Origin of the sequence: Aquimarina brevivitae (genome assembly GCF_004216895.1) — a bacterium.
In the GTDB taxonomy this organism is placed as follows: Bacteria; Bacteroidota; Bacteroidia; order Flavobacteriales; family Flavobacteriaceae; genus Aquimarina; species Aquimarina brevivitae.
This window is the reverse complement of record NZ_SGXE01000001.1, coordinates 752,717-771,722: the sequence shown is the minus strand read 5'-3', so window position 1 is coordinate 771,722 and position 19,006 is coordinate 752,717. Positions and strand designations below refer to the sequence as shown.

Genomic DNA, 19,006 nt, shown 5'->3' with positions numbered 1-19,006 from the left:
AATCAAAAAACAATAATCATGAATTTAGAGAAACAAGAAAAAGGAGCAGAATTCTTACAAAGTTTAACCCAAAAAGCGTGGGAAAGTGAAGAATTTAAAAACAGATTAATCAACGATCCAGTTGCAACCATTGAAGAGTTTACAGGAAAAGATTTGTCAGATCTTAAGGGTAAAAAAGTTGTGGTAACAGATCAAACTAGTGAAGATGTAGTATACATCAACCTTCCTGCAAAACCAAATATGGACGAGTTGGAATTAACTGAAGAACAACTTGAGCAAGTAGCTGGTGGTATTACACCTACTGTTACTTACGTGGCAGGTGTTGCAGTTGGAGTTGGGGTATGCTGGCTTGTTGATGAGTATATCAACGACTAATACTCCAATCGAGAATATAAATTTCTTAATAACAGCCACTCAAAAATTTTCGAGTGGCTGTTATTCAAGATTTTTTGTTACATTTAGAAACTTCTAAGAAAAAAATTATGAATAAAAAATATTTAAGTTTTCCATTACTTATTATAGCAATTATTTTAGGTGTGGCGATATTTAAAGATTTTAATTTTAACACGCTAACCTTTAAGAATTTATGGTTAGATATCGTTTATATCATAGTTTTTATTGTTTCCTTGTTTCTACTGTTTAAAAAGAAAAAAGCCAAGTAGTTTTTCTTTTTATGATGATTTAAATAAAGATCAACTATCTGACTTTTTTTTTCGCATTGTACTTCTTGTCTTATAAATCTTTGCTTTGCAAAGGTTATTAAACGTTACCTATATGAATAATTCTACCACTAGTTCGTCAAAAGCTAAGTTTGACACTATTCCCTATATTGATATAATTCTACCTTACACTACATATTTCTTAGATATTATCGAAAACAGGTGTCACTCATTGGAATTAAAAGACAAGTTACAGTATTCTCTCTTGCACGAATTAAGTGATGCTGCGGAGATAGCTTTGCAAAATGAATTAGAGAATTTTATTGCTGATGGAAATAATTCATATGACACTTTTGTTGAAATAACTAGTTTATCCTTAGCTTATAAATATCCAGTCCTTGACCATATTCTTAAAAGAATTGTCAACAATTATGCAGCACATATTCAAAAAATATATACGAATTTTTATAACGATATTAACGTACTTGTTGAAACTTTTGATTTAAAAAACAATGGTACCTTATTCATCAAAGATATCGATACGAGTCTTGGTGATGGACACGGAGGTGAAAGTACAGCATTAATAACCTTAGATGATGGATCAAAACTTATATACAAACCAAGGAATATAGAAACCTCAATCGCTTACAATTCATTTATTGAATGGATCAACAAAAAACTTGATGTAACGCTAAAAACAATTAAATGCCTAAGTAGAGATCATTATGGCTGGTTAGAATTTGTTGCTTATCAAGCCGTGGAGTGTAAGGAAGAGCTAAAAGAATATTACCATAAGGCAGGTATTCTCCTAGCAGTCACTTTATTATTAGGAAGTAAAGACTGCCATAGTGAAAATGTGATTGCTTCAGGTAAAAATCCAGTACTAATTGATCACGAAACCATTATACAACCAGTGCTTAACGATCACTCCATTCGCACCTGGGACGGACAACATAAAATTCCTTATTTCTCTACCTTAGAAAGCATGCTTATCGTCAATAGAGATACTGGAGCTCTTTTAGAATGTGTAGGGTTTGGTATAGAAGGTAACATCGAAAGTATAAGTTACGAAGCCAGGTTTACCAATCATAACACCATTGATTCTAAAAGAACAACCCGCTTTATAACTAATAAACACATAAAAAACAATATACCTATTTTAAAAGAAGCCCCTGTTTTTACTAATAAATTCAAGGATGATTTTATTAAGGGTTTCTCCTCAGCATATGATTCATTCATAAATGCTAAAGAGGAATTATTAGGCTCTGATTCACCTTTAACTTTTTTTGACAATAATACCATTCGCTATGTTTGGAGACCAACATTTATCTATTTCAGAATATTAAAATATATGCGTAAACCAGAATTTCTTACAAGTTTTGAAACCTATAACACCAAATTATATAATTTGATGTCAAAGGCCTATAAAAAAGAAAGTGCAAAAGCATATAAATTCATATTAAATTTTGAAATGGAACAAATGCTAAACGGGGATATTCCATTATTTGATTTGAATAGTAAAGATTATCATCTAGGAGAAGTAAAAGAAGTTCAAATTTTCAAAAATAATTGTATTGAAAATATAAAAAATCGAATTGCTAGTTTATCAACAAAGCATAAAAATGAGCAAATTGAATATATCCATAATTGGTTGGCAATAAAAATGTTAAAGTAGTGCTTTGTATAATTTTTCTTAATAGAATTTTTTTATCTGTTGTTATTAAAATAGTTAACTAATACGAATCAAATGAACATTTTAAATATCCCTTATTTTGCTGGCGGACTTTCTCATTTAATCCCTCTTTATGTATTACACCATAAGTACATTAAAAAAGATAAGCAAATAAAAAATCAATTTTTTGTAAGTAATAATCTACAAAACTTTCTTAGACACCAGGGAGTAGAATGTGTTTCAATGGATTATTTTGATGGAAAAGATTCCTTGTTATTTACAGAGGACCAAGAGCTTATGAGAAAATATCTTTTAACAAAGCAAGAGGAAGCATTCCAAAAAGTTCAACCAGATCTAATTATTGAAGATACTGCAACGAGTTCCCCATTGATTGCTGAAAAAAAAGGTATACCAAGAATTTCAATACAGCGCACCGGTATTTTTAGATCTATCGATAAAAAGTATAGAAATCAATTGCACGTACATTCTTTGCAAAAAGGAGGGTTTACCGATAAATCCGATGTTTTTACAATAACAAATAATTTAAACTCAGAAAGATCAATTAATAGTGATTCTGAATTTCTCAAAAACTATAATAAACCAAAAGTCAAAATAATTCCAGGTATTCCATCAATAGAGTGTTTACCTTATAACATTGCAGATAAAGATTCCTATTTTTACTCTGGTCCTTTAATTGTTATGGACAAGCCTTCAAAAAGTTTATCAACTCGGCTTAATAGCTTTTTAAGGATCAACAAAAATAAGCCAATCGTATTTATTACCACTGGTACTGTCGATAAAACACCTATTGCTAGTTTTATTAAGCATTTTGTAGAAAGAGGATATGCAGTGATTACAACCTGCAATACTGAAATTAATCAATCCTATCCAGATTCAGTATTTTTTAATAAACTTCTTCCTTTACATTACATATGCAGTATATCAGATTTAGTATTTCATCAATGTGGTTCTGGTATGTATCATTACCCAATAATGAATGGTAAAGCCTCATTAACAATAGGAACACAATGCTATGATCGCGAAGATATAGCACAACGATTGCAACAACTAGGTGTTTCTGGTCATATACCTCATCCAGATGATAATCCCAATTACTGGGACATTTTTATTGAAAAAGTAAACCAATTTGAACAAAGCAGATTAGTAGATGATAAAATGATCGAAAAATTGCGAATCGAAATAGAAAATACGATGTCCACTTTTGATATGAAAGAAGTAATTGACTATGCGATTAATTAAACCAGAGTAAAATTTTAAAAAATTACAACCTATTTAATAAACGGTCCCTTTTAACCGATTTTTTGTCAGAAACACATTCCCTTAGCATAATACATTTGTAACAACACAATACGGAAATATGCTATGAAATATAAAAACACCAATAAAACTCTTTTAAAAATAGTTAAGCAATTCTACGGGCTCGATAAAGCACAAGCCTTTGATATACTTTCTAAATTAGAGACCTTTTTATTCTACGCCTCTAATCCTATACATATTGATGATAATAACGCATTAATGGAAACGACTCCCTTTGCCGGAGATATCGATATTGATCCGTTTCAGATAAGTATCCTGCCAAATGGTAACTTTTGTGAACTTGTCGGCTGTAATCATAAACTTCATATTTATAGAGAACATAATCGTTATCTACCGAAATGGAAAATTTTCAGTTCTTACTATTTTAAGTCAAAATACAATCCGCTCGAAGCCATTAAATTAAACAAGCCTAATCTAAAAGATGTTTTTAAAAACAAACCGGAAGAATCCTACATGTTACGATATCTATCAGAATACCATCCCTTAAAAAAGGATCCAGCTACCGGAAGTTTTGCTATTTTAAATTTTTAAATGCCTTTTGTAACTGTATTTTGGCAAAATAAAAATTAGCAGCCTTTAAAAAAAAATTGTAAACTGCGGCTTCACACTGTTAACCATTTTTATTTTCACAAAGGCTAATTTTGAAATCTAATAACCCATATTCGTTTTTCCCTTCTTACGTATTACGAACTCCTACATTACCATTAGATCGTTCCCTTGAACATACCATCGAAACCTATTGGCAGCATCCTGTTTTTAAAGAAGCGTTATACTTAGCATCTCCTGAGTTATATGCTGAAGTTGAAAAGGGGTTAGATCAAAACAAATTGAACGCATCATTGCGTTATGCTTTACTAAAGTATATCCTTAGAATCACCAATCGTTGCACCCCCTTTGGACTGTTCGCAGGCTGTTCGGTTGGACAATTTTCTAAAGAAACTAGCCTAAAACTTGCTACTGTAAAGGGGTATAATCGACAAACACGATTCGATATGCATTTTGTAGTAGCCTGGGCACAACAATTGGCCAAAGAGCCAGATATTAAAAAGCAATTACACTGGTATCCCAACAATAGTTTATACAAAATCGGAGACCAATATCGCTATGTAGAATACACCTATACCAAGCACAATCGTAGGGAGCATTCGCTCGAAGCTGTTACGCACACTCCCTACCTGCAAAAAATTATTGAAAATGCACAAAATGGTACTACTGTAAATGAATTGGCGGACTTATTGGTTGATGATGAGATTACCTTAGACGATGCATTGCAGTTTATCGACCAACTCATCGATAATCAAATTTTGGTAAGTCAATTAGAACCCACCTTAACTGGTGAGGATTTTTTAATGCAAATACAGACCACGCTTAACCAGTTAGAAGGTACGGATGCGTATGTAACTTTTATAAAAGATCTCAATGGCGCTATACAGGATATAGACAGTACCATAGGAAATCCAATTGAAAAATATTTGACAACAAATAAAATCATTACCGATAAAGGCATTGATTACGAACCAAAGTTTTTATTTCAAGCCGATCTTTACCCTAAAGCGATCAACAACCAACTAGATCAAAAATGGGGATATAAAACGCAGCGGTTACTTACAGCATTAAATAAGATCACATTCCCTTCTAAAGATAAAAACATAGACCGATTTCGTTCGGCATTTACCAAGCGGTATGAAACCAGAGAGGTTCCACTTACGACTGCCCTAGATACCGAAATTGGAATCGGGTATTTACAGCACCAGGAGGCATCGGATTCTACTCCTTTTCTTCAGGGGCTTAATATTCCTTTTTCACCTTCAACTAGTGAGCAGTATCAGGCCAATTTATTTCACGAATTATTATATAAAAAACTCGAAGATGCAGACCTAATTTTGGAGTTAACCGATGAAGACCTGATTGATTTTGAAGCAGACTGGTCTGATCTACCCGATACTATGGCTACGATGACAGAACTGGTAACTATAAATGGAGAAGAAAAAATGGTATGTGAATCTATCGGAGGGTCCTCTGCGGCCAATTTATTAGGGCGTTTTACCACTGGTGCTGATGATATCTACAGTTTAGTACGAGACATTACGGAGAAAGAACAACACATGAATCCTGATAGTATCCTCGCGGAAATTATTCATCTCCCAGAATCCAGAACAGGAAATGTCATTCGCAGAGCGAATCTTAGAGCATATGAGATTCCCTACTTGGGCAAGTCTAGCGTAGCGAATACAAAACAAATCCCAATTGAAGATCTAATGATTGCTGTACGAGGTAATACCATCATACTGCGTTCCAAAAAACTAAACAAACGGATACTACCACGACTGAGTAATGCGCATAATTACAGTGCTAAATCCTTACCTATTTACCATTTTTTATGTGATTTACAACATCAGAACCTACGATCAGGACTTGCCTTTAGCTGGGGTCCTATATTACAAAAACGACCCTTTTTACCCAGAGTCATTTATAAAGATTTTATACTCGCTAAAGCGCGATGGATAATTCCTCAAAAAAACATAAAAGCGTTCTTAAAATTATCCGATGAAGATCTTATAGCATCAATCACTGATTGGAGTACTGAACTAAACATTCCTAACCTAGCACAGTTAGTGGAAGGGGATAATACCTTACTAATTGATTTTAAAAACCTTTTGTCCATAAAAATGTGGTTGGATACCATTAAACACAAAAAACAAATTATACTTGAAGAGTTTTTGTTTACTGAAGACAGCTTAGTTACTCAAAATAACAAAGGATTTTCCAATCAAATTGTAATCAGCTTCTACAATCAAGAAAAATTGAAGCAGTATGACAACTAAAAGAATATATATACCAGGACAAGAGTGGGTATATTACAAAATATACTGTGGAGCCAGAACCTCTGATCGTGTATTAACGGATTCGATTTTACCTTTTGCACAGCAATTAGTTAAACAAGGTATCATCAACAAATGGTTTTTTATTCGGTATACTGACCCGGATTTTCATTTACGCGTTCGGTTTTTGTTAGCAGATATCAATAGGCTCGGAGACCTAATGATTGGATTTCAAAATGCTATGTCACCCTATCTTGAAGAAGATATCATTTATAAAATTCAAACAGACACTTATAATAGAGAATTAGAACGCTACGGTGCAGAAAATATCGAAACTTCTGAAACGCTTTTTTATCACGAAAGTAATATGCTCGTACAAGCCATGGGTTTAGTAGAGGACGATGCCTTGTATTTTAACTTCATACTAAAGGCTATTGACACGCTATTAAATGATTTTTCGTATCGTTTAGAGGAGAAAATCAAATTTGCCAGCACGAATCGTGATGCTTTTTGGCGTGAATTCAAAGGCAACAAACAATTGACTAAACAACTGGATAAAAAATACAGAGCACATAACACAGCATTTACCGAATTTTTGACCACACAAGTTGTAGAATTAGCACCACTGGACAATCTACTGCGCACTAAAAGTGAAAACACGGTACACGCCATTGATGATTGTAAGGCATATCTTGAAAAGCCCAATACGCAAGCTAAAGATAGTTTATTAGCAAGCTATGTGCATATGTTGGTCAATAGGGCTTTTAGGTCAAAGCAACGTTTTTTTGAATTGGTTTGCTATGACTTCTTGCTAAAACATTACAAATCTTTGAAGTACACTTCAAAGAAAACTTAATGTAAATTTTGTGTTTCGAAATTGTAAATTTGACTACTTTTGTAGTAACATATTTTCCCATAGTAATGAACGTATCTTGGTTAGATAAACAGAATAGCACAACCAGCTTCACCGAAGATTTAATTCAATTAGAATTTGATTTTAGACAAAAAATAACCCGCTTTATCCTCTTAGAAATGGATAAAAATGGTTGGGACGGGTTAGATGATATGCACTTTGATTTTTGTACGGATCAAAAGACGTTTTCCCTGTCTTTAAAAACACCTGAACCTTATTTTTCGTATTTTTCTAAAGTTTTGAGCCTTTAAGACTACTTCTTATCCTGGCAAAGTTCTACCAGAACCCCATTTGTAGTTTTTGGGTGCACAAAAGCCACTAGTTTATTGTCTGCACCGCTTTTGGGTTCTTTATTGATAAGCTGAAAACCTTCTGCTTCAAGCCTAGCCAATTCCTTATAGATGTCCTCCACATCAAAAGCAATATGATGAATCCCCTCTCCTTTTTTAGCAATAAACTTACCTATAGGTCCTTCTTCATCTGTACTTGCCAGTAATTCAATCTTACTTTCTCCAACTTTAAAAAAAGAAGTAATGACCGATTCGCTTTTTACCTCCTCTTGTTTATAAGCTGGTACGCCAAGCAGTTGTTCATATAACTTATTGGCCGCATCAATATCCTTAACTGCTATACCAAGGTGTTCAATCTTTTTAATATGATCCATGAGATGTTTACATTATGAAATGCTAAATTACAAATAGTTTGACAAAGGTTTTTGTCCAAAACTAAATAACAACATACTATAATTGCCTATTTTTGTACCCATGGAAACAAACAGACAAAAAAAAATAGCCGGTGTACTGCAAAAAGATGTTGCGGATGTTATTCAATTAGCCTTAAGAGAAGCAGGAGTTACGGGTATATTAGTTTCTGTAACTAAAGTAAATGTTACCTCAGACCTGTCCATCGCTAAGGTATACCTTAGCGTTTTTCCACACGATCAGGGTAAGCGAATTTTAGAAGAGGTGAATGCCGTTAAATCAAGAATTAAACACCTCGTAGCACAAAAAACCAAGAATCAACTTAGGCGAATGCCAGAGGTAAGCTATTATATCGATGACTCATTAGAGTACATTGATAATATCGACAAAGCCCTGAAAGGAAAGGAAAATCCTGTAGACAATCCTGATTTATTAGAAAGAAGAAAGAAAAAATAGCTTGGGATGTACTAAATGTTAGTATATTTAAAACCCAATAACCCACAGAACGTAGACCTTGAGTTTTTCACTTTACATCGCTAAACGTTATCTATTTTCTCCAGGCAGCAGTAACGCTATTAATATTATAGCAGGTATTGCGGCAGCCGGAGTGGTTATTGGCGCCATGTCTTTATTTGTTGTGCTCTCGGGTTTTGCAGGGTTAAAAGACTTTAGCTTAAAATTTTCAAACTATTTTGATCCAGATTTAAAAATTTTTCCAACCGAAGGTAAAACCTTCACCTTCACCCCTGCTCAAAAAGAAAAGCTCCAAGAATTAGACGGAGTAGCAGAATTTTCGGAAATTATTGAGGAGCGCGTTTTTTTGGAGTATAAAGACAAACAAAAAACAGCTTACATTAAGGGTGTAGATGCCAATTATCCCAAAGTGATCTATACCGACAGTATTTTAGTGTATGGTGATTGGCTGAGCAATAACGACTTTCATGTGGTAGCAGGGAACGCTATAAGTAGAGAGCTTAGTATGGGGGTTGAGCAAACCTATGTAAGCCTGCTCAACATTTATGTACCCAGACCTGGTAAAGGAATACCTAGTAATATAAACAAAGCTTTTTCTAAGGAATCGGTGGTTAATGTAGGGATTTATAACATCAATGAAGAGCTGAACCACAAATACATCTTTTCATCCATACACCTTACTCGAAAATTATTAAAATTACCCAAAGATGCGGTAACCAATATAGAGCTTAAGTTAGCACCAGATGCCGATGAAGCAGACGTTAGCAAAAAACTACAACAGATTTTCGATAATAACATCATCATAAAAAACAGGGTACAATTAAACGATACGCTTTATAAAATGCTCAATACCGAAAATTTGGTATCCTATCTAGTCATTACATTAATTGCCATCATTGCACTGTTTAATGTAGCTGGAGCTATTATTATGATGATTATTGATAAAAAAGAGAACATACGGACGTTATACAGCTTGGGAGCCAATCTCAACAAGATCCGTAGGGTATTTTTATTACAAGGCTCCTTAATGACCCTGCTTGGTACCATTTTTGGACTAGCACTTGGATTAACCCTAATTTTACTGCAACAACACTATAATCTGCTGATGATCACCTCAACATTAGCGTATCCTACCCGTATCACAGCTTGGAGTTTTATCATTGTATTTTTAACAATAACCACCATTGGTTTTGTGGCATCCTTATTAGCCTCCAGTAGAATTGGCGAAAGTTTGATCACCGAAAAGTAACTAGGGCGTTACCTTAACAGGTCGGGCTATCCGCGCTACAAGGTAGCTTGCTCCTATCCCTAACGCGAAACTATAAAATATAACCAGATTACTTACACAAACTGATAGCCTGCGAATTTATCTAAAACCTCATCAAAAGCGGCAAATACATCTTTGGAATCATCACTCGTCACCATTTTGGTTCGATATTCTTTAAAATGTGGAATTCCTTTAAAATAATTGGTATAATGCCTGCGTGTTTCAAATACACCTAGTTTTTCGCCCTTCCAATCAATAGACATTTGTAAATGTCTACGAGCAGCGTCTACTCGTTCTTCAATTGTTGGTGGTGGTAAATGTGCTCCGGTTTTAAAATAATGCTTAACTTCCTTAAAAAACCAAGGATAGCCAATACTAGCCCTACCAATCATTGCACCATCTAATCCGTATTGATCTCGCATTTCTACAGCACGTTCTGGTGTATCCACATCCCCATTACCAAAGACAGGAATATGCATTCTTGGGTTATTTTTTACCTTGGCTATGGGTCTCCAGTCTGCTGAGCCCTTATACATCTGTGCTCTAGTACGTCCGTGAATAGAAATTGCTTTGCAACCTACATCTTGCAATCGCTCTGCGACCTCTACAATCTTAATGGAATCATGATCCCAGCCTAATCTGGTTTTAACCGTTACGGGTAGTTTGGTATGTTTTACCATAGCCTCCGTTAAAGAAACCATCAAATCAATATCTTTCAATATCCCTGCTCCAGCTCCTTTGCTTACCACTTTTTTTACAGGACACCCAAAGTTGATATCGATAATATCTGGTCCTGACGCTTCAACAATCTCAACCGACTTAAGCATCGAGTCTAGGTTAGCTCCAAAGATCTGTATACCTACAGGCCGCTCCTTTTCATAAATATCCAGCTTCATTACGCTTTTTGCCGCATCGCGTATTAATCCTTCGCTAGATATGAATTCTGTATATACCACATCCGCTCCTTGCTCCTTACATAACGCCCTAAATGGAGGATCACTTACATCTTCCATTGGGGCTAATAGTAATGGAAAATCTCCTACATCTATGTCTCCAATTTTTGCCACAGCACAAAGTATTTTTTGCAAAAATACAAATTCTTAACCAACAGCGACATACGTACCTTAGTTTGAAATAAAATTATCGCTAAAAATAAAGTTCGCAGATGATATAATGGATATAAAATCAACTATATTTGCAAGTCAAATAAAACAGTAATCACCTAAATTAGTAAGATTACTATTGGTGTGCGTGAGGGATAGTAGCTGGCTACCTTGTAGCGCGGATAGCCCGACCCGAAGGGACACGCCCATAAGTATAAATGAATTAGAATGAAGAACATACGCAACTTTTGTATCATTGCTCATATTGACCACGGTAAAAGTACCCTGGCTGATCGTCTATTGGACTCTACGGGATCGGTAACGGATAGAGAAAAGCAGGCGCAATTACTGGATAATATGGACTTGGAGCGCGAGCGTGGCATTACAATAAAAAGTCACGCGATACAGATGGATTATATGCATAATGGTGAGCAGTATACCCTTAATTTAATTGACACTCCGGGACACGTTGATTTTTCATACGAGGTGTCTCGATCTATCGCCGCTTGCGAAGGAGCTCTGTTGGTAGTTGATGCGGCACAGAGTATACAGGCACAAACCATTTCTAACCTATATTTAGCCTTAGAAAATGATCTGGAAATTATTCCGGTTTTAAACAAGGTAGATTTACCCAGTGCAAATCCCGAAGAAGTTACGGATGATATCGTAGATCTTTTGGGTTGCGATCCCGAAGATGTAATACCAGCTAGTGCTAAAACAGGAATTGGTATTGAGGACATTCTTACGGCTATCATCGAACGTATTCCTCCTCCAAAAGGAGTAGAAGATGAACCCTTACAGGCCCTGATATTTGATTCTGTATATAACTCATTTAGAGGTGTTGAAACCTATTTTAGAGTGGTTAACGGAGAAATCAGAAAAGGACAGCACATCAAATTTGTAAATACTGGTAAAACCTATTATGCTGACGAAATTGGTACATTAAAGCTAAAGCAGGTACCGAAGCAAGTCATCAAAACCGGTGATGTGGGATATCTGATAACAGGTATTAAAGATGCCAGAGAGGTTAAAGTAGGTGACACGATCACGGATGCTAAAGAACCTACCAAAAATGCCATCGGCGGTTTTGAAGATGTAAAGCCTATGGTATTTGCGGGGATCTATCCTGTAGATACTGAGGATTATGAAGAACTAAGAGCCTCCATGGAAAAGTTGCAACTTAATGACGCCTCATTGGTATTTACTCCGGAGAGTTCAGCTGCGCTTGGATTTGGTTTTAGATGTGGTTTCTTAGGTATGTTACATATGGAAATCATTCAGGAGCGTTTAGAACGCGAGTTTGATATGACCGTAATTACTACAGTACCTAACGTATCTTACCACGCTTTTACCAATAAAGAACCCGATGAGATTATTATCGTAAATAATCCTTCGGATTTACCTGATCCTTCTACCATGAATCGGGTAGAAGAACCGTTTATCAAAGCTACTATCATTACCAAGTCGGATTTCGTAGGTCCGGTAATGTCTTTATGTATCGAGAAAAGAGGGGAAATTACCAATCAAACCTACCTAACTACAGAGCGGGTAGAATTGTCTTTTGATATGCCACTAGCGGAGATTGTTTTTGACTTTTATGATCGTTTAAAAACAGTGTCTAAAGGTTATGCTTCATTTGACTATGCACCAATCGGAATGCGAGCATCAAAGTTAGTTAAAGTTGATGTGTTACTTAATGGAAACACGGTAGACGCCTTGTCTGCCTTACTACACCAGGACAATGCCTACGACATCGGTAAAAAGATGTGCGAAAAGTTAAAGGAACTGATTCCTCGTCAACAGTTTGATATTCCGATCCAGGCAGCCATCGGCGCTAAAATTATTGCCAGAGAAACCGTTAAAGCACTCCGAAAAGATGTAACGGCTAAGTGTTATGGTGGTGATATCTCTAGAAAGCGTAAGTTACTAGAAAAACAGAAAAAAGGTAAAAAGCGCATGCGCCAGGTGGGTAACGTAGAAATCCCGCAGGAAGCTTTTATGGCTGTACTGAAGCTGAATGATTAGCACCATAAACATAAGTTAAAGACAGGTTAAGGTGTTATTTTAGGAAGCATTTATGTAGTAACTTAATGATTAAATTCAACGTTATTCACATGAGATTTTTTGCTATACTAGTTTTCATTTTCTTTTGTTCTTTATCCTCGGCACAATCCATAAAGGGTGTTATTATAAGCAAAGATTCCAAACAACCCGTTGAAGGTGCCAATGTTTATACTGTAGAGCCCAAAAAAGGAACTGTTTCCGATTTCAGAGGAAAATTTTCATTAGTACTTGATAAACTGCACGGAAATGATACTATATATCTATCACATATAGGATATCATCAAAAAAAGATAAGTTTATCAGCATTCGATGGTAAAAAAATTACGATAGAGCTTACTCCAAAGGTTGAAGAGCTTGATAATGTAAGTGTTATCAAAGAAAAGAAACTTAGTCCCAAAATAGTATTTGAGCGCTTACCAAATATTGGAGCTACTATTTATGCGTTTGGATCTGCTGTTATAAATGATAAAATATATATATCTGGTGGTGACTATTCTGTTGAAAATGATCAGTTTCTAAAGACCTTTGAGCTTAATGCAGGCTTTATGAATTTAGAACCCACGTTTCAACAGATACTACAACGTTCTAGATACGTTGCCTCAAACATTAAAGGCTACAAGGACGACCTGAGAGCCTTTGATATTAAACAAAAAAAATGGATCAATATTCCTATTGATTTAAGAAAAAGGGCCTATCATACTCTCCTTGGTTATCAAAACAAACTATTTATTATTGGTGGTAAGCGATTAGCTGCCAACGAAAGATATGAATATCTCGAATCGAAAATAGAAATCGTCGATTTAACCGATAATTCAATAGCAATTGATGATACGAATCCACATCAAGCAGTTAATCCTGGGGCAATCTTATATAAAGATCGTATTATTTTATTAGGAGGATCCACAAAAATTAAAAGTAACGGGTACAAAACCTACTCGGATAAAATTCATAGTTTAAACCTTACAACCGGACTATGGTATGAAATTGGCAAAATGCCTTTTAAAGGAGAAATGAAGGTTGAACGTATCAAGAATGTCTTATATATTATCGAAAAAGCATCACGAACTAACAACTATAAAAGTTATTTACATTTATTTGATCTGCAAACCGGTAAGTGGTCAAGTAAAGGTGAGCTACCTGATGAATTAATTAATCCTGCAATAGCAAGTTCTGACACGCATATTTATTTTTTAGGGAATGGCAACTTATATATGTATAATATCAAAAATTCAATTTTTCGAGAATATGTAATTGATCTTTTCATTGAGGGTGCAACCATGCATTATTTTAAGGATTCCCTTTATGTTTTGGGTGGTTATAATGAAGATGCTATTTCTAAAGAACCCACTGCTGAGATGTTTCGGATTAAACTGGATCAATTAAGTAAAACCAAAATTAAATTATTCGTAGAATTATAATTTACTTTGAATTAGTTTCTCTAGAATAAATTCTACACCAGCTTCTTGGTTACTCTTGGTAGTATAATTCGCAGCCTTTTTAACATTTGGATGTGCATTCTCCATCGCGAAGCTGTACGTTGCCATAGATAACATTTCTAAATCGTTATTATAGTCGCCAAACACCAAAGTTTCCTGTGGGGTAATATTCAGTTCTGTTTGTATTTTGCTTAAAGCATTACCTTTGTTAGCCTCGAGATGTGATAAATCCAGCCAGATTTCTCCGGACACCTTTACCTTTAAACGATCTTCGAGATGCTTAAGTGCTGGATACAAGTGTTCCTCTGAGCCATTGCGGTTACAAATGGCTAGTTTTAAATATGAATCATCAACCACATCCTCCAATCTGTCAACAACCTCATAACGGTTATAGTATTCACTAAACATGTTGATGAACTCCTGTCCATAATCTTCAATATAACCCTTTTTCCTGCCGCAAAGTATAACCTGCGATCCTGCTAAGCCTTTAGTGAGGGATAACAACTCCAGATACATCGCTCTATCGATCGCTGTCTTTTGTAGTTCTTTTTCCTTCTGCATGGTCAAAGCTCCGTTTTCGGCAATGACGTAGATGTCATTTTTAATTCGGTCTAATTTATGAATGATACTGTAGTATTGCCTGCCACTAGCTGCCACGAAGTTCACTCCTAATCGCTTTAATTCTTTAAATTGTTCAAAAAACTGTTCGCTCACTCTACCTTGCCCATTAAGCAAGGTTCCATCCATATCGGTAGCAACCAATTTAACCTTTGATAAATCCATTTTTCCCTCTTATAAGTGACAAAGGTAACCGTACAAAAGAGAATAGTGCTTATATAAAACGTAAAATTTAGTTTAATTTCGTGTCTTGTATACAATAATTAAGCTGCACATGAAATTTTTCCAAAGAGAAGTACAACTACAACCTTTCAAAAGAGGATTTCATTTAATTACAGAAACCATAATATCTGCATTTCCTGAGATCAACAATATACAGATTGGACAATTACAGATTTTTATCAAACACACTTCTGCTAGTGTAACCATAAATGAAAATGCAGACCCAACGGTAAGAACCGATTTTGAAAGTCATTTTAATACCTACGTACCAGAGGATGCCCCCTATTATATTCATACCTACGAAGGCCCTGACGATATGCCTGCCCACATTAAAGCTTCGCTATTGGGTAATTCTGTACTCATCCCCATAACCAATGGACAATTAAACCTCGGTACATGGCAAGGTGTTTATGTATGCGAACACAGAGACAACGGAGGGTCTAGAAAATTGGTATTAACCGCTTATGGGATTTAAAACCATTCTGCCCAAGGAATTCTGCTCAGCATTAAAATCCAGGCAAGTGTATAGAAAATGGCTATTCTCTTAAATTTTGGCGTAGAAGTCAGTTTCTTTTTGTGCTTGGAGTAACCCATGGTAATAAACACCACCATTAAGATCATCGTGGTGGGGTGCTCTACATTATATAATCGTAACAAAGGGTCTCCCATTATGTCTTTGACCGCAATACCCTCAGTAAACCACACTACCTTTGGGGAGACGAAAAAAATAATGATCCCAATCAATAATTGCAAATGCGTTACAATCAGGGCAAATAAAGAAATTCTAAAATCCTTTGGCGCATATTCTTTTTTTGTAAAAAAACCAAAAACTCCATTTAGTGTTGCTAAAGTTACGATAAGTACTACCAGATAAGCCCAGTAAGAGTGAACGATTTGAATTGCTTCGTACATATTTTAGTGTGTTTAAGTATTCTCAAAGGTAATCATATTCCATAAAAAAACCTCATCTATAACTAGATGAGGTTTTCTATATCTTAAAAACTAAGTTTTCTTAGAAATTATAACGTAAAGATGCGTTCCAAGTTCTTCCGATACCTAAGTAATAACCAAAAGCATCTCTCTGGCTGATGTAAGAAGAATTAAATAAATTACGTACGTTTCCTCTTAGTGTAAATCGCTGCTCACCAAAATTAAACTTATAGGTAAGACCTGCATTTACTAGATCATAAGCCGGTAATCTTTCTGCTTGGTATGTTTCTCCATCAAGTCTTGCCTGAACAACATCTTCTGGATCAACTAAACCATAAAGATCAGTATAAATATTATAATCTGCGTCAACAGTCAAATTTGGTAAAAGTTTCACAAAACCACCAAATCCAAATGATGTTTGAGCAGCTCTACCGATTTTAGTACCAGAAATATCGATATTACCTTCTTCTATGATCGTAGCTGTTTGATTATTGGCTAAGGTATATGGAGTTCTTCCATCAAATTCCCAATTTCCAATAGATCCAAAACCACGTAACCTCCATTTTCCACCATCTGGTCTGTATTCAAAATCATATTCAACACCTTGGTGTACCTGAGCTACATCTGTTAATCTGTAAGTTGTGAAGTCACCGTTTGGTAATTCTGGACCAAAAGTAGAAAGGAATCTGTTAGCCCACTCCGTTCTGTAAACATCGATACTCAACGCAAAGTTACCCCCTCTAAATCTATATCCTCCTTCAAAAGAAGTAATTTCTTCATTATCTACTTCTGGTTCAGCTAAATCATTAGAGTTTCTTATGTCTCTAAAGATATTATCTAAGAAAGGCTGACGAGAGAAGAAACCAGCATTAACAAATACCTGGTGCTGTTCTGTAAGGTTATAAGAAAAACCACCTTTTACATTGTATCCAGTTTTGTTTAGTTTTTCTGATTTTCCAAGACCATTTCCAGTACCTACGAAACGTCCTTCTCTTTGGAAAGATTGAGTTGATACAGCTCCCTGAACAAAAACAGAAAACTTATCAGTAGCATATTCGGCCTGACCAAACCCACCTAGATAATTGATATCTTCTGAATAATCAAATTGTGTTCTATTAGCTTCGTCTGCAAAATCAAAAATTGCAGCCCAAGGATCTGCTTCATACTCTTGTGTAAATACATAATCACTTGGTCTATCAGTTCTAAAGTTATCAGTAAAACCATTTAATCCTAATAGATCATTTACTTGTCTAAAGTGATCTCCGTGATATAATCTACTATCAAATCCTAAGTTGAATGTCCAGTTTTCAACTGAAGTAATGTTAATATTTGATAATAATCCATACCAGTTATGGTTATTTACAGAAGATCTTCTGATATAAGAATTTCCGAATCCAGCATATCCATTGCTATCTGCATTTGCAATGTTGTTTTCAACGATTGCGTCAAAATCGATTTCTCTATCATTATCATTGTCCACACGTATTCTTCCTCTTCCAAGTCCTCCGGTTCCTCCACCACGACCCCAAGAAGCATAAAGTACAGTTGACAATTCCATGCCTTCATTGATATCAAAATCCCAGTTCAAGTTAGCAACTGGTTTATGGTAATAGTTTCTTCTTTCAGTATAACGCTCACCATCTAAGAAACCAGAGTTTCTATTATGCTTTTCTCCAAATCTTTGATAAACTTCTAAGTCTTGAGAAAAATTTTGATCGTGCCATTGTGGTGCACCTGTGATTAAAAAGTTGAATGAGTGCTGCTCATTAGGATTATATCCTACTGAGAACAAATAATTCTGTCCTTGTCCTGCAGTTCCTTCAGAATATTTTCTATGTGCTTGCCAGTGGTCTATCAATACAGAAAAAGCCCATCCACTATCGCTTAGACCTGTGTTATAGCTTACTGTCGCTTTTCCGAAGCTATCATTACCACCCATTAATCTCGCCCATCCACCTTCAGTTTGTTCAGTAGACTTAGAAATGATGTTTACCGTACCACCTACAGAAGAGATCGCTAATTTAGAAGAACCTAAACCTCTCTGAACCTGTACTGCATTGGCAACATCTGCCATACCTGCCCAGTTAGACCAGTACATTCTTCCATCTTCCTGACCATTGATTGGCTGACCATTTAATAGATATGCTGTATTAGTATCGTCAAAACCTCTTAAGAAAATCTGGCTGTCTCCAAAACCACCTGCTTGGTTTGCAACATAAACCGATGGCGTATTACTCATAGACTCCGTAAATTCTACGTTACCTGCTGTTTTTAATTGAATATCATCTCCTTTGATAGTAGACACAGCAATTGGAGTTTTTCTGTCCTCAGCTAAGTCGATAATACCTGTACCAACAATAACAACTTCTTCTAAAGAGTTATCTAAATTAAGTACAATAGTTCCTAAATCCTGATCTCCGTTGGTTACGTTAAAAGGAATGTTTTTTGATCCAAATCCAACATAAGAGATATTGATCGTACCTGTTGGTTGGTCTACTTTAAGAGAGAACTTACCATCAAAATCAGTTGCCGTACCGTTTGCTGTACGAATTTGTTTGATGTTAGCACCAGGAAGAGGAGCATTGGACTCACCATCTAATACGATTCCTGTTACTGTTCCTTGCGCAAAGGTCTGTGCAACCGATGCCATTAGAATTACAGTTAATAGAAGTGTAATTTTCTTCATTATATAGTTATTGAGTTAATAATTTCGCCGCAAAAGAACAAATCTTTGTGCAATTATACTTTATCTTAACGTTAAAATTTTAACGTAAACATTTGAGGGTA

At 35.4% G+C, this 19,006-nt stretch carries 18 protein-coding genes; 13 read left to right on the top strand and 5 right to left on the bottom strand.

Translation table 11 applies throughout. The features are described 5' to 3' along the window. The first annotated feature begins 18 nt into the window (after positions 1 to 18). From EV197_RS03115 to EV197_RS03080, 8 genes are all read left to right on the top strand, one after another. Positions 19 to 375, top strand: a complete 357-nt coding sequence (locus tag EV197_RS03115; RefSeq protein ID WP_130285275.1) for a class IIb bacteriocin, lactobin A/cerein 7B family — start codon at positions 19 to 21, stop codon at positions 373 to 375. Between the two features lie 107 nt (positions 376 to 482). After that, positions 483 to 662, top strand: a complete 180-nt coding sequence (locus tag EV197_RS03110; protein WP_242610684.1) for a hypothetical protein — start codon at positions 483 to 485, stop codon at positions 660 to 662. Positions 663 to 774: 112 nt separating this feature from the next. Further along, positions 775 to 2,334: a type 2 lanthipeptide synthetase LanM gene (gene lanM, locus EV197_RS03105; RefSeq protein ID WP_130285274.1), complete on the top strand. Its 1,560-nt coding sequence runs from the start codon at positions 775 to 777 to the stop codon at positions 2,332 to 2,334. A 72-nt stretch (positions 2,335 to 2,406) separates the two neighbouring features. Next, positions 2,407 to 3,591 (top strand): hypothetical protein, encoded by a 1,185-nt coding sequence (locus tag EV197_RS03100; RefSeq protein ID WP_130285273.1) that lies wholly within the window; start codon positions 2,407 to 2,409, stop codon positions 3,589 to 3,591. Positions 3,592 to 3,714: 123 nt separating this feature from the next. Continuing rightward, positions 3,715 to 4,200, top strand: a complete 486-nt coding sequence (locus EV197_RS03095) for a hypothetical protein (protein ID WP_130285272.1) — start codon at positions 3,715 to 3,717, stop codon at positions 4,198 to 4,200. 110 nt (positions 4,201 to 4,310) lie between these two features. Continuing rightward, positions 4,311 to 6,494: a lantibiotic dehydratase family protein gene (locus EV197_RS03090; protein ID WP_165388986.1), complete on the top strand. Its 2,184-nt coding sequence runs from the start codon at positions 4,311 to 4,313 to the stop codon at positions 6,492 to 6,494. Beyond that, positions 6,484 to 7,347, top strand: coding sequence for a thiopeptide-type bacteriocin biosynthesis protein (locus EV197_RS03085; protein ID WP_130285270.1), 864 nt, complete (start codon positions 6,484 to 6,486; stop codon positions 7,345 to 7,347). The genes EV197_RS03090 and EV197_RS03085 overlap by 11 nt, the downstream gene beginning before the upstream one ends. 65 nt (positions 7,348 to 7,412) lie before the next feature. Next, positions 7,413 to 7,655, top strand: a complete 243-nt coding sequence (locus EV197_RS03080; protein ID WP_130285269.1) for a hypothetical protein — start codon at positions 7,413 to 7,415, stop codon at positions 7,653 to 7,655. Between the two features lie 2 nt (positions 7,656 to 7,657). Here EV197_RS03080 and mce read toward each other — a convergent pair whose 3' ends face one another. Beyond that, complete coding sequence (gene mce / locus EV197_RS03075) at positions 7,658 to 8,059, bottom strand: methylmalonyl-CoA epimerase (RefSeq protein ID WP_130286179.1); 402 nt, start codon at positions 8,057 to 8,059, stop codon at positions 7,658 to 7,660. Positions 8,060 to 8,168: 109 nt separating this feature from the next. Here mce and rbfA point away from each other — a divergent pair, with 109 nt between their 5' ends. Beyond that, on the top strand, positions 8,169 to 8,561 hold the full coding sequence (gene rbfA / locus EV197_RS03070; protein WP_130285268.1) for a 30S ribosome-binding factor RbfA: 393 nt from the start codon (positions 8,169 to 8,171) through the stop codon (positions 8,559 to 8,561). Positions 8,562 to 8,619: 58 nt separating this feature from the next. Further along, entirely contained in the window at positions 8,620 to 9,828 is a 1,209-nt protein-coding gene (locus EV197_RS03065) for an ABC transporter permease (protein WP_130285267.1), read from the top strand. A gap of 92 nt (positions 9,829 to 9,920) precedes the next feature. Here EV197_RS03065 and dusB read toward each other — a convergent pair whose 3' ends face one another. Further along, a complete protein-coding gene (dusB, locus tag EV197_RS03060; protein ID WP_130285266.1) occupies positions 9,921 to 10,913 on the bottom strand; it encodes a tRNA dihydrouridine synthase DusB in 993 nt (330 codons plus the stop codon). Positions 10,914 to 11,177: 264 nt separating this feature from the next. On the opposite strand from dusB, the gene lepA reads away from it, so the two are divergent. Both lepA and EV197_RS03050 read left to right on the top strand, forming a co-directional pair. Continuing rightward, positions 11,178 to 12,974 carry a translation elongation factor 4 gene (gene lepA / locus EV197_RS03055; protein ID WP_130285265.1) on the top strand — a complete coding sequence of 599 codons (1,797 nt, stop codon included), beginning with the start codon at positions 11,178 to 11,180 and terminating at the stop codon, positions 12,972 to 12,974. Between the two features lie 89 nt (positions 12,975 to 13,063). After that, complete coding sequence (locus EV197_RS03050) at positions 13,064 to 14,431, top strand: carboxypeptidase-like regulatory domain-containing protein (protein WP_165388985.1); 1,368 nt, start codon at positions 13,064 to 13,066, stop codon at positions 14,429 to 14,431. Here the strand turns inward: EV197_RS03050 and EV197_RS03045 are convergent. Continuing rightward, positions 14,426 to 15,232: an HAD family hydrolase gene (locus EV197_RS03045; protein ID WP_130285263.1), complete on the bottom strand. Its 807-nt coding sequence runs from the start codon at positions 15,230 to 15,232 to the stop codon at positions 14,426 to 14,428. The two genes, EV197_RS03050 and EV197_RS03045, sit on opposite strands and share 6 nt — an antisense overlap. A gap of 109 nt (positions 15,233 to 15,341) precedes the next feature. On the opposite strand from EV197_RS03045, the gene EV197_RS03040 reads away from it, so the two are divergent. After that, positions 15,342 to 15,764 (top strand): secondary thiamine-phosphate synthase enzyme YjbQ, encoded by a 423-nt coding sequence (locus tag EV197_RS03040; protein ID WP_130285262.1) that lies wholly within the window; start codon positions 15,342 to 15,344, stop codon positions 15,762 to 15,764. On the opposite strand, the gene EV197_RS03035 is transcribed toward EV197_RS03040, so the two are convergent. After that, on the bottom strand, positions 15,761 to 16,201 hold the full coding sequence (locus EV197_RS03035; protein ID WP_130285261.1) for a hypothetical protein: 441 nt from the start codon (positions 16,199 to 16,201) through the stop codon (positions 15,761 to 15,763). The two genes, EV197_RS03040 and EV197_RS03035, sit on opposite strands and share 4 nt — an antisense overlap. 100 nt (positions 16,202 to 16,301) lie before the next feature. Next, complete coding sequence (locus tag EV197_RS03030) at positions 16,302 to 18,905, bottom strand: TonB-dependent receptor (protein ID WP_130285260.1); 2,604 nt, start codon at positions 18,903 to 18,905, stop codon at positions 16,302 to 16,304. Positions 18,906 to 19,006 lie beyond the last annotated feature (101 nt).